At 63.4% G+C, this 10,153-nt stretch carries 13 protein-coding genes and 1 pseudogene; 7 read left to right on the forward strand and 7 right to left on the reverse strand.

Annotated features, from left to right (window positions below):
- The 3 genes and pseudogenes from ABZE94_RS16880 to ABZE94_RS16890 form a co-directional block, all read left to right on the forward strand.
- Window positions 1–133 (forward strand): annotated as a pseudogene (locus ABZE94_RS16880) (histone deacetylase); the annotation flags it as partial.
- 202 nt (window positions 134–335) lie between these two features.
- Window positions 336–821 carry an adenosine-specific kinase gene (locus ABZE94_RS16885; RefSeq protein WP_372876688.1) on the forward strand — a complete coding sequence of 162 codons (486 nt, stop codon included), beginning with the start codon at window positions 336–338 and terminating at the stop codon, window positions 819–821.
- Between the two features lie 34 nt (window positions 822–855).
- Window positions 856–1,344, forward strand: coding sequence for a histidine phosphatase family protein (locus tag ABZE94_RS16890; RefSeq protein WP_372876690.1), 489 nt, complete (start codon window positions 856–858; stop codon window positions 1,342–1,344).
- Between the two features lie 44 nt (window positions 1,345–1,388).
- On the opposite strand, the gene ABZE94_RS16895 is transcribed toward ABZE94_RS16890, so the two are convergent.
- The 3 genes from ABZE94_RS16895 to ABZE94_RS16905 form a co-directional block, all read right to left on the reverse strand.
- Window positions 1,389–1,655: a hypothetical protein gene (locus tag ABZE94_RS16895; RefSeq protein WP_372876692.1), complete on the reverse strand. Its 267-nt coding sequence runs from the start codon at window positions 1,653–1,655 to the stop codon at window positions 1,389–1,391.
- Window positions 1,656–1,698: 43 nt separating this feature from the next.
- Entirely contained in the window at window positions 1,699–2,097 is a 399-nt protein-coding gene (locus ABZE94_RS16900; protein WP_372876694.1) for a carboxymuconolactone decarboxylase family protein, read from the reverse strand.
- 223 nt (window positions 2,098–2,320) lie between these two features.
- Window positions 2,321–4,312, reverse strand: a complete 1,992-nt coding sequence (locus ABZE94_RS16905) for a UvrD-helicase domain-containing protein (protein ID WP_372876696.1) — start codon at window positions 4,310–4,312, stop codon at window positions 2,321–2,323.
- 363 nt (window positions 4,313–4,675) lie between these two features.
- On the opposite strand from ABZE94_RS16905, the gene ABZE94_RS16910 reads away from it, so the two are divergent.
- Both ABZE94_RS16910 and ABZE94_RS16915 read left to right on the forward strand, forming a co-directional pair.
- Window positions 4,676–5,080, forward strand: a complete 405-nt coding sequence (locus tag ABZE94_RS16910; RefSeq protein WP_372876698.1) for an antitoxin Xre-like helix-turn-helix domain-containing protein — start codon at window positions 4,676–4,678, stop codon at window positions 5,078–5,080.
- Window positions 5,074–5,790: an RES family NAD+ phosphorylase gene (locus ABZE94_RS16915; protein ID WP_372876700.1), complete on the forward strand. Its 717-nt coding sequence runs from the start codon at window positions 5,074–5,076 to the stop codon at window positions 5,788–5,790. Before ABZE94_RS16910 ends, ABZE94_RS16915 begins: the two co-directional genes overlap by 7 nt.
- Window positions 5,791–6,023: 233 nt before the next feature.
- Here ABZE94_RS16915 and ABZE94_RS16920 read toward each other — a convergent pair whose 3' ends face one another.
- Window positions 6,024–6,404: a carboxymuconolactone decarboxylase family protein gene (locus ABZE94_RS16920; RefSeq protein WP_372876702.1), complete on the reverse strand. Its 381-nt coding sequence runs from the start codon at window positions 6,402–6,404 to the stop codon at window positions 6,024–6,026.
- Window positions 6,405–6,429: 25 nt separating this feature from the next.
- A complete protein-coding gene (locus ABZE94_RS16925; protein ID WP_372876704.1) occupies window positions 6,430–6,807 on the reverse strand; it encodes a MerR family transcriptional regulator in 378 nt (125 codons plus the stop codon).
- Window positions 6,808–7,184: 377 nt separating this feature from the next.
- Between ABZE94_RS16925 and ABZE94_RS16930 the strand changes: the two genes are divergently transcribed.
- Window positions 7,185–7,664 (forward strand): VOC family protein, encoded by a 480-nt coding sequence (locus tag ABZE94_RS16930; protein WP_372876706.1) that lies wholly within the window; start codon window positions 7,185–7,187, stop codon window positions 7,662–7,664.
- Window positions 7,665–7,778: 114 nt separating this feature from the next.
- On the opposite strand, the gene ABZE94_RS16935 is transcribed toward ABZE94_RS16930, so the two are convergent.
- Entirely contained in the window at window positions 7,779–8,171 is a 393-nt protein-coding gene (locus ABZE94_RS16935; protein ID WP_372876708.1) for a GFA family protein, read from the reverse strand.
- A gap of 127 nt (window positions 8,172–8,298) precedes the next feature.
- Here ABZE94_RS16935 and ABZE94_RS16940 point away from each other — a divergent pair, with 127 nt between their 5' ends.
- Window positions 8,299–9,315 carry a DUF4917 family protein gene (locus ABZE94_RS16940; protein WP_372876710.1) on the forward strand — a complete coding sequence of 339 codons (1,017 nt, stop codon included), beginning with the start codon at window positions 8,299–8,301 and terminating at the stop codon, window positions 9,313–9,315.
- Between the two features lie 110 nt (window positions 9,316–9,425).
- Here the strand turns inward: ABZE94_RS16940 and ABZE94_RS16945 are convergent.
- Window positions 9,426–10,153: 4Fe-4S binding protein (locus ABZE94_RS16945; protein WP_372876712.1), on the reverse strand; the 728-nt coding region annotated here is incomplete at its 5' end.

Genomic DNA, 10,153 nt, shown 5'->3' on the forward strand with positions numbered 1-10,153 from the left:
CATCCCGGTGGTCGGCCTGATCGGCGGCGGCTACGACCAAGACCGCCACGCCCTGGCCCGCCGCCACGGCATCCTCCATCACAGCGCGGCCAAGGTCTGGGCCAGCCGCGGGTTAGGCCGTAGCTTGGGTTAGCGGCGCAGTAGGTAGGGTGGGCTTCAGCCCACCACCAGCAAAGCAGCCCGCCACAATAAAAGCCGCCAACCGACAGCGAAGATCCCAGGCCACGGCCAGACCCCAACCCCGTCCGCGACTATGCTTACCCCAGTGCCGAAAGCGTTTCCCAGTCAGGGACCACCCGAGCTGCCGCCCTCCCTCGGCCCAGGAGACCCGCGCCATGCAACTGCTCACGGTGAACATCGACAAGCCGCAAGACAGCAACTTCATCCTCGGCCAGAGCCACTTCATCAAGACGGTCGAGGATATCCACGAGGCCCTGGTCACGGCGGTGCCGGGCATCCAGTTCGGCCTGGCCTTCTGCGAGGCCTCGGGGCCCTGCCTGGTGCGCTGGAGCGGCACCTGCCAGCTGATGATCGAACTGGCGCAGAGGAACGCCCGGGCGATTGGCGCCGGGCACAGTTTCATCCTGTTTCTCGGCGACGGCTTCTACCCGCTCAGCGTGCTCAACGCGATCAAGAACGTGAGCGAGGTGTGCCGGATCTTCTGCGCCACCGCCAACCCGACCGAGGTGATTCTCGCCGAGACGGACCAGGGCCGCGCCATCCTCGGTGTGGTCGACGGCAGCAGTCCCCAGGGCATCGAGGGCGATGACGAGATCCTCGCGCGCAAGCAGCTGTTGCGGCAGATCGGCTACAAGCTCTGAGAACAGCTATCGATGAGGGACAGCGAGGGGTGGCATGAAAAGGCTATTTCTCATTCGTCATGCCAAGTCGAGTTGGGATGACGCCGCGCTGGCCGACCGCGAGCGCCCCTTGAACGAGCGCGGCAAGCGCGACGCACCGAAGATCGGCGAGCGCCTGGCCAGGCACGAGGTCGAGCCCGACTTGATCCTGGCGAGTCCGGCCGTGCGGGCGCTGACGACGGCGAAGATCATCGCCGGCAAGCTCGCTTACAAGCGCAAGCACATCGGCGTCGACGAGCGGCTGTATGCCGCCTCGGCAGATGAGCTGCTCAAGATCATCCACGCACTCGACGATCGCCTGCAGTGCGTGATGATCGTCGGCCACAACCCCGAATTGAGCGAACTCGCCCAGCGCCTGTGCGGTGAGATCGACCACCTGCCGACCGGCGCCGTCGCCGAGTTCGGCTTCGCGGCGAAGTCCTGGGCGGACATCGGCGCTTGCCCCATCGCGACAGTGGCATTCGATTTTCCAAAGAAGTCGTAGCGGCGATGCCGTCGCGCAATAGGCGGGAGTTTTTTCACCAGCGCTTAATGTTCCCCTCCTCCCGCCTCGACTCTTTCTCCGAGCAGGCTGGCGGTCTCCACTTCCAGCATGAGCAGCAGCATTTCCGTCAACTCGGCGTCGGACTTTTGTCCCGGGTAAAGCTCATGCAGGGCTTTGGCGAAGGGAATGCGCAGATCCTGCTCTTGCTCCCCAGCGTTTGCGTTGTATTGCATCAACTCGCTGACAGCGCGCATTACGGCTGCCTGCCACCGCGCGGTGGTCTGCAGACCACCGCTGCCGGTGGCCAGCAACTTATCCTTCGTCAGCTGGCGAAGGGCTCGTTCCCGTGACGGCCTAAGCGGCCTGGGACTGCGAGTGATCTTTGACATACCGGACGATATCCAGCGTCTCCTTGCGGAACTGCTCGTAATCGATCTGCTGGGCGTTGATAAAGGTGCTGCCCATCATGGTCAGCGCGCCCATCAAGCTGGCTTCGGCTATTTCCTCGTCGCTCGCGCCGAACAAACGCGCGGCTTCGGTATGGAACAGGGCGCAATACCTGCAGCGCGTCGCGCCCGACACGGCCAGGCCGATCAATTCCTTGTACTTGTTCGGAATCCGGGTATCCGCCAGCCAGAAATCTCGGGCCACGCCCCAGAATCCGCTCGCGCCACCTTCCGGCATCTGCTTGATCCACTCCGGGACTCGACCGAGGGTTTGCTCGATTTCCCGATAGGTATCTTTAATGGCCATCTGCCACCTCCTTACCCCTGAAACCATCCATTTCAGAGATACTAAAAGTATAATTCTCCGCCGCCCAGGCAAGCGGCGGCCACGCGGCCATAGCGGCAAAAACCCTGGAAGCTCAGCAAAAACAACAAGATAGATTTAGATTTTTTCAGCGCAACGGCATCCGGCTAAGCACCTGGCGTTACATTGCCGGCACCGCGCCCGGAGCCCGCCGACACCAACAGGCTCACAGGGGACCACCGTGCCGACCGGCGCGCGCCGCCAGCACCCGGGTCGCACCCTGGGTCTTGCCGGTGAACCAGAGCACCCGGCTCACGCCCCGGGTGATCGCCACATAGGCCAGGCGCAAGCCTTCATCGCTCATCGCCTGGTCGTAGCTGTTGCGGAAGAATCCCGAGTAGGCATACAGCGCATTGCGCAGCGGGTGCGGCTGCGCCGGTGCACAATCGTCGACGATGATCGCCACTTCGGCCTGCAGGCCCTTGGCGCGGTGGATGCTGTAGGCCTTGACCGGCAGCTTCTTGTCCAACTGGGCCTGAATCGCCCGCAAGGGCTCGTTGCGCCGGCTCAGCAGCAGCACCGCGCTGCGGTCGGCCATGCTGCGGCTGGCGACGTGGGCGCACTGGGCCTTGATCGCCTCGAGCAGCTCCGGCATGCGCGCCTTGATGTCGAAGCCCTGCACCAGCTTGACCCCGTGATCGCCCGGCTGCATGGCCTTGAACGCCTTGCTGGTCTTGGCTTGCTTGCAGGCGACGCCGGCGAGCACCGCCTCGCCGTCGCGGATCACCGGCTCGATGCAGCGGTAGTTGGTGGCCAGCATCAACAGTGCGCTGTTCTTCGCCTTGCCCTTGCCCGGGAAGTGCCGGTCGAAGTCCATGAACAGCTCCGGCGAGCTGCCGCGCCAGCCATAGATCGACTGCCAGTCGTCGCCGATCGCCATCAGGCTGACCGCCGTGCCCTGGCGCGCCAGGCTGCGATGAACCGCCTGCAGCCACTGAACGATCTGCGGCGAGACGTCCTGGAATTCATCGATCAGCAGGTGATTGAACGGCGCCAGCGCCTCGGCCGAGATCCCCGGCGCGTCGCCGGCCAGGCGTTCGCCAAGACTCTGGAAGGCGCCGTCGAAAGTCATCAAGCCCTGCTCCTGCAGACAGCCCGCGAAGGCCTTGCAGAACAGCACCAGGGCCTCGATAAAACTGCGCTCGCGGGCGGAGCAGGACAGTGCCTGGGCCTCTATCCGCTCGGGACGGATGCCGATGCTCTGGATAAAGCCGGCCTGCACATAAAAGGCCTCGAACAGCGGCAAGGCAGTGAACTCCCCCGCCAGCTTGAAGCCATCCAGCGGCGCCTTGGCCGCCCGTGGCCGCTTGCCCTCGGATGTTTCCGCCGCCGGCGCCGGCAACCCCAGCAGGCGGTGCACCAACTCGCGAAACACCGGCTCGCGGGCGTAGCACTGCTGGTAGGCCTGCTTGAGCAGGCGCTGCTGGGCTGGACGCAGGCGCGCGGCGGTCAGCGGGTTATCCAGCTCGCGGGGCGTGCCGGGCGGGTCGTCCAGTTGCTCGAACCAGCGCGGGCTGTTCAGCGCCTGCTTGGCCAGCACGCCCATGGCCGAATGGAAGGTGCGCACGCACTGGCGGGCCTGGGCGGCATCGAAAGGGTACTGCCAGAAGCCCAGCACCCGGAGCAGTTGCTCGCGCAACTCGGCGCAGGAGGCGTTGGTGAAGGAAATCACCGTCAGCCGCCCCGGCTCGATGCCCAGATGACAGAGCATGAACACCACCCGCAACACCAGGGTGGTGGACTTGCCCGACCCCGCCCCGGCGAAGATCCGCGTGAGCGGATGGCGACCGAGGATCATCGCCCACTGCTCGTCCGACGGCGTACTGATCACCCCCGCCGCCACCGCCTGGGCGACCCGTGCGCGCATGGCCTCGACCTGCGCCGCATCGACCGCCAGCAGCGCCGGCCCGTAGATGGCCGTGCTGGCCGGCTTACCGGGTTTACCACGCGGCCTGGCCGGCTTCTTCCCTGCACCCGCCTTGCCCTTGCCCGTCGCGCTCTTGCCCGCCGCAGCCCCGGCCTTCTTCGCCCGGGAGCGCGGCTTCTGCTGCGGCAACCCCGCCTCGCGCTCGGCGCGCAGATAGGCCGTGGTTCGCGGAAAGTAACGCGCCAATGCACCGGAGAGGAGCAGCTTGTAACGCCCGACGGCAGACAGCATTCGACGATTACCCCCTGGGCAAGATGTATATGACTGAATGATAAGTGTTTTTTGCCGGGCGCTGGCAAGCGTTGGGGCTACGGTGCGAATAGAGGGGCTAGCAGGCCGTGGCGCTGCGGATTATGTCCGTGGCGTTGTTCGCAGCCATCTGGATGGGACGCCCCCTGATGGAAAACGTTTCGCGGTTTCTGCAGTGCACCGCTGCACCACAGCGCCTGGTGAATCAGCAACCGCGCTAAGCGGCCGTTACCAGCGAACAGCCAGAGGCGGCCCACGATGTTGTGCGATTGCCTGGGCGATGCTTGATCCACAGACGCACTTAAACTAATGTTGAGTCTGTAGAACATCATTGAGGTGCTCGCCATGACAGTCGCTATTCAAGCTCACGACTTTTCGCGAGAGCAATGCGTTGCCGGCCTCCGGGCGGCACTGAACATCCTCGACAAGTGGGGGGCCTCGTCTGAGCAGGCCTGCCGCGTCTTGCGTATCTCGCGCAGCACCTACACCCGCGCCAGGCAACGTGATTCGCAGTGGTCCGTCGGCCTGGACGCCGATCAATTGCAGCGCATCAGCATGGTGCTGAATATCCACGCAGCGCTGCGCCTCGTCTTCGACAACCCTGAAAATGTCTATGGCTTCCCCTCGATGGAGAACCGCAACGAGTTCTTCAATGGGCGCGCGCCGCTCGACATCATGGCCCAGGGCGACATGATCTCCCTGTACGAGACGTTCAGGCGGATCGATGCGTTGCGGGGTGGCCAATGGTGATGCTGAGCAGCCTTGCCGCCTCGAGCGGCGAGAGCCTGCAGGCTTACCGCCTGGTCAACTCCAAGTTCCCGCCCATTGCCTTGTTCGATGACGTTGCCGACGCCAGGGACTTCGACGCGATATACCAGCTTCAGGCAATGACCAATCCACGCTTGCAGAACGAAATCGGCCGGCTGGAGTTGGTCGCTCGCGACCAGATCCCTTTCGGCATTCCTGGCTGCTCATACGCAACGGCGCCCTTTACCCATGTGAACCCTGCAGGCTCGCGTTTTAGCGATGGCAGCTTCGGCGTGCTCTACCTGGCCGACAGGCTGGACACCGCAATTGCCGAGGTGCGCCATCACCAGGGCCGCTACTGGTCGAATGTGCAGGGGCTCAACTACGAGCGCTTTGTCTTCAGAGGGCTAAGCTGCAGCTTTAGCGATGCCGGGATGAGGGATGCCACGCTGGCGCCGCTGACAGACCCTATCTACGCCCCTGACGACTACACCCATGCTCATCGATTGGGGCGTGAAGCAAAGCGCGCTGGCTGCCCTGGCTTGCGTTACAACTCGGTCCGCGCCCCAGGCAACGTCTGCTGGGCCCTGATGACACCGCGACCTGTTACATCAATCATGCAGAACGCTCATTACGAGATGATCTGGAGTGGGCAAATTGTCAGTGTCAACCGAATCACAACGCTGGAGCCCAATGGATCCCAGTGCCGCTGAAGTCAGAGCTCGTGAAAATCTCGAGCGCCGTCGCTAGGCCGTCTCCGGGTGTTCGCGGCAAGGCGCGTTGCGTGAATGGTGGGGAAGCGTACCTCGTGTTGGGCGGTAGCAGTCGGTGGCGACATGCTGCTTTCGGCCATCCAAGGCAGCCGGCATCGGCGAGATGCGGCCATTCCTGAGGGGTCGACTCCGGTCAGCCACGAACGGCGCAGTCGTTGTGCATCTCCACGCGGTTAAATGCCGTTTTGAAGAAACACTTCCCTGGCCACCGCCAAGCCATTCAGCGCAGCCGGAAAGCCGGCATAGACGGCCATCTGCATAATGGTCTCGACGATCTCCTCGCGGGAGACCCCGACATTCAAGGCGCCCTGTATATGCACCTTGAGTTGCGGCGCCGCGTTGCCCATGGCGGTGAGTGCTGCAACCACTGCGATTTCTCGGCTTTTAAGATCCAGGCCTGGGCGGCAATAGATGTCACCAAAGGGAAACTCGATCAGGTAGCGAGCGAAGTCTGGCGCGATATCGCTCAGGCTATCCAGCACGCGCTCTCCCGCTTCACCATCAATTTCGCGAAGCTTTGCCAGGCCGCGTTCGTAGCGGTTTTCCTTGTTCATCAGTGCACCCTTCATTGGAGTTTGGTCATGGCTCCTGGGAACGCTCGAGCGAGCGGTAATGCTCGATCTTGGCGTGCAGCGCTTCAGCGGATTGCAGCATCGCTTCGATCTTTGACTGCACGTCGGTCAAATGCTCTTCCAGCATCTGGCGGCGATCCGCCACTGTCGAGTCCCCAGCGCCGCGAAGTTTTGCGAACGCCTGCATCTTGCCGATAGGCATGTTGGTCGTGCGCAAACGCAACAGGAATTCCAGCCAAGCCATATCCGCTGCCGAATAGCGACGCTGACCGCCAGCTGCGCGCGTGACCGCGGCAATCAGCCCGATACGCTCGTAATAGCGCAGGGTGTAAGCCGTGAGGCCGGTGCGCTTGGCGACTTCATCAATAGTCAGATGGGATTCCATAAACTCGATCCTAAAAGTTAGAGCGCACTCTAAGTCAACAGTTTGATCGATAGCACAGACACACCGCAAAGCGCGCTCATGCATTGCCTGCGGATATTGTGGCCTGAGGCCATAGATGGGGCAGGGAATCGATAGTTGCGGTGCGGGGGGCCATTGGCAATCGTCCGCTTCGGATCGGTCTCCGGCGTTGCTACCGTGAAAGCACGTCGGCCATGGGCTTGATCCCATCTGTGGATACAACCCCACTCGATCGGCGCCGTGGGGGACGATCGCGCATGCGCGCCGCCGCAGGGTACGCACGTCGCCGAAAAACAGGCCCGCTGCCGGCGCGGCTAGAATGCATGCATCGATCCCAACCCCAATCGTGGAGAACCCGGATGATCAGCAAGAACACGATTTGCCTCTGGTACGACGGCACCGCGCTGGACGCTGCTAAGTTCTATGCCGAGACCTTCCCGGACAGCGCGGTAGGCGCTGTCCATCGCGCCCCTGGCGACTATCCGGCGGGCAAGCAGGGCGACGTCTTGACGGTCGAGTTCACGGTGGCGGGTATCCCTTGTCTCGGGCTGAACGGGGGCCCGGCGTTCAAGCACAACGAGGCTTTCTCGTTCCAGATTGCGACCGACGACCAAGCCGAAACGGACCGTTTGTGGAACGCGATTGTCGGCAATGGCGGCGAGGAAAGTGCATGCGGCTGGTGCAAGGACAAGTGGGGGCTGTCGTGGCAGATCACACCACGCGCGCTGACGGCCGCGATAGCCGATCCCGATCCAGCGGCGGCCAAGCGCGCGTTCGACGCCATGATGGAGATGAGAAAGATCGACATCGCCACGATCGAAGCGGCGCTGAAGGGTTGACCGGCGCTGCGACGCTTGACGAGCGCAAGGCCGGCTTGCGCAGTGACGGCCGGGGTGACCGAAGGCGCTGTCCTCGAGCAGCTGGTTCGATATCTCGAGCGAGGCCTGCGGCGCTTACTCCTCAAGGCGCCCCGTGGCGTCACGATCGCGCTCGTATCGTCGCGTGAGCGGAAACGGCGGCAACCAGGACTCGCGACGCACGGTCCAGAGTTCGTAGGTTGGCAGCAGTTGGTCGGGGGCATCCAGGGCTCCCAGGCTCACTTCGATTTCATCGGCGCTGCGGGCGAAAACGGACGAGCCGCAGCGGGGACAGAAAAACCGCCCGGCGTAGTCGCGCGTTTCGCCAGTGATCGTCACCGCATCCTGGGGGAAAATCGCGCAAGCGTGAAACAGGGCGCCGTGATGCTTGCGGCAGTCGAGGCAGTGACACAGGCCGACCCGGTATGGCCGTCCCGTCGCCTCGATGCGGACGTTGCCGCACAGGCAACCGCCGGTGAATCGGTCCATGCTGCGTCTCCTCTCCAGGCAAGCAGTCGAACAGCGCAGCAACCGCGCAGGCCACGCCGGCAGTTGCTGCGCCCCATGTTAAAGTCGCGCCTTGTGCAATTTTGGCCCAAGGCGACACATAACGATTATGGAACTCCCGGCATTTACTGGCGAACTGGAAGACTGGAGCACCCTGAACAGCAGCATCGGTTTTCCCGAGTTGCTGATCGGCAACGGTGCAAGCCGGGCGGTGTGGAGCAAGTTCGCCTACTTCTCACTGTTCGAGGAAGCCCAGACCACCCGCAACCGTCCCCTTAGCGCGACCGAGCTCAGTGTGTTCCGGGCCCTGGACACCAGCAACTTCGAGCAGGTGCTCAGCGCCCTGAAGAACAGCATCCGGGTCAATGCCGCGCTGACCATCAACTCGTCGTCGCCGCGCCATCGCTACTTCGCCATCAAGGAAGCACTGATCCACGCCGTGCGCTCGGTGCATATCCCCTGGAGCCTGATGCACGCCGGCGGCCTGGAGCGGATAAACCGCGTGCTCGGCCAATACCAGACGGTCTATTCCGGCAATTACGACCTGCTCAACTACTGGGCCATCATGCAGGCGCCGCAGGCGTTTGAGGACCTGTTCCGCGGCGCGGACTCGACCTTCGCCCCCGACAACTGCCAGCGCCAGGGCAAGGCCACGCGCATGCTCTACCTGCATGGCGGCATGCACCTGGTGAAAAACAGCGATGGCAGCACACGCATCCTCAACTCGTCGGAAAGCACCCTGCTGGCCAGTTTCGCCATCAACCGGCTGGGCGATATCCCGCTGTTCGTCAACGAAGGCAGCAGCGCGGACAAGCTCAAGGCCATCCGCAGTTCCGACTACCTGTCGTTCTGCTACAGCCAGCTGGCGCAACCCAAGGACAGGCTGTGCATCTTCGGTCACAGCCTGGCGGCGCAGGATCAGCACCTGATCCAGGCCTTGCAGCAGGCCGGGCTGCAGACCCTGGCCATCTCGATCTACCCGCACAACCCGCTGTTTATCGCCCAGCAGAAGCAGCACTACACCAGCCTGTTCGCCGAACAGAAGGTGGAACTGCGCTTCTTCGATGCGCTAAGCCACCCGCTGGGTGATCCCGAACTGCGCATCGCCGCCCCGCCGGCGCCCTAACGACTGCTGGCTGAACGCCCCGACCCAGCCGGCGCACGGCGCTGGCTGAGGTCACTGCCGCCCCCGCTTGGCCGCTCCTGGGTCAAGACCCGCAGCCTAGCCGCCCTGCCCTAGCCGCCCCGTTCCGGCTGCCAGTCGCTGACGATGATCGCGTCCCGGCCTTGCTGCCTGCCGGCCTTTTCCGCCTTTTTCCGCGCGCTGATGCTGGCCACGCATTGGTCGTCGTTGTTGAGGATCACGATGCACTCCAGGCACTGGATGCACTCGTCGTAGTCGATGCGGCCGTCGCGCTCGATGGCGCCGATTTCGCAGTGGTTCTTGCAGTGCTGGCAGGGGTTGCCGCAGGCGTCGATGCGTTTGAGCCAGGCGAACAGGTGGTACTTGCCGAGCACGGCCAGGCCGGCGCCGAGCGGGCAGAGGTAGCGGCAGTAGAACTTGTGCACGAACAGGCCCAGGCCGAGCAGGATCACGGCGTAGAGCACGAATGGCCAACTGCGCACGAAGAACAGGGTGATGGAGGTCTTGAACGGTTCCACTTCGGCCAGGCGTTCGGCCAGGCTCAGCGAGTAGAAGGCGCTCAGCAGCAGGCCGAGCAGGATGACATATTTGAGTTTCTGCAGACGCTGGTGGCGGCGCTCGGCGATTTTCCACTGCCTGATGCGCAGGCGCTTGGCGACCCAGCCGAGCATTTCCTGCAGGGCGCCGAAGGGGCAGAGCCAGCCGCAGAACAGGCCGCGGCCCCAGATGAACAGGCTGACGAAGGTGAAGCTCCAGAGGATGAAGATCAGCGGGTCCATCAGGAACACGCGGATATCGAAGTCGTGCCCCAGGGTCAGCA

This window comes from Pseudomonas sp. (assembly GCF_041601375.1).
Lineage (GTDB): Bacteria > Pseudomonadota > Gammaproteobacteria > Pseudomonadales > Pseudomonadaceae > Aquipseudomonas.

What these genes read in the sequence shown, in the direction of transcription:
- ABZE94_RS16885 (WP_372876688.1), top strand. Translation starts at nt 336, where the DNA reads ATGCAACTGCTCACGGTGAACATCGACAAGCCGCAAGACAGCAACTTC.
- ABZE94_RS16890 (WP_372876690.1), top strand. Translation starts at nt 856, where the DNA reads ATGAAAAGGCTATTTCTCATTCGTCATGCCAAGTCGAGTTGGGATGAC.
- ABZE94_RS16900 (WP_372876694.1), bottom strand. Translation starts at nt 2,097, where the DNA reads ATGGCCATTAAAGATACCTATCGGGAAATCGAGCAAACCCTCGGTCGA.
- ABZE94_RS16905 (WP_372876696.1), bottom strand. Translation starts at nt 4,312, where the DNA reads ATGCTGTCTGCCGTCGGGCGTTACAAGCTGCTCCTCTCCGGTGCATTG.
- ABZE94_RS16910 (WP_372876698.1), top strand. Translation starts at nt 4,676, where the DNA reads ATGACAGTCGCTATTCAAGCTCACGACTTTTCGCGAGAGCAATGCGTT.
- ABZE94_RS16915 (WP_372876700.1), top strand. Translation starts at nt 5,074, where the DNA reads ATGGTGATGCTGAGCAGCCTTGCCGCCTCGAGCGGCGAGAGCCTGCAG.
- ABZE94_RS16920 (WP_372876702.1), bottom strand. Translation starts at nt 6,404, where the DNA reads ATGAACAAGGAAAACCGCTACGAACGCGGCCTGGCAAAGCTTCGCGAA.
- ABZE94_RS16925 (WP_372876704.1), bottom strand. Translation starts at nt 6,807, where the DNA reads ATGGAATCCCATCTGACTATTGATGAAGTCGCCAAGCGCACCGGCCTC.
- ABZE94_RS16930 (WP_372876706.1), top strand. Translation starts at nt 7,185, where the DNA reads ATGATCAGCAAGAACACGATTTGCCTCTGGTACGACGGCACCGCGCTG.
- ABZE94_RS16935 (WP_372876708.1), bottom strand. Translation starts at nt 8,171, where the DNA reads ATGGACCGATTCACCGGCGGTTGCCTGTGCGGCAACGTCCGCATCGAG.
- ABZE94_RS16940 (WP_372876710.1), top strand. Translation starts at nt 8,299, where the DNA reads ATGGAACTCCCGGCATTTACTGGCGAACTGGAAGACTGGAGCACCCTG.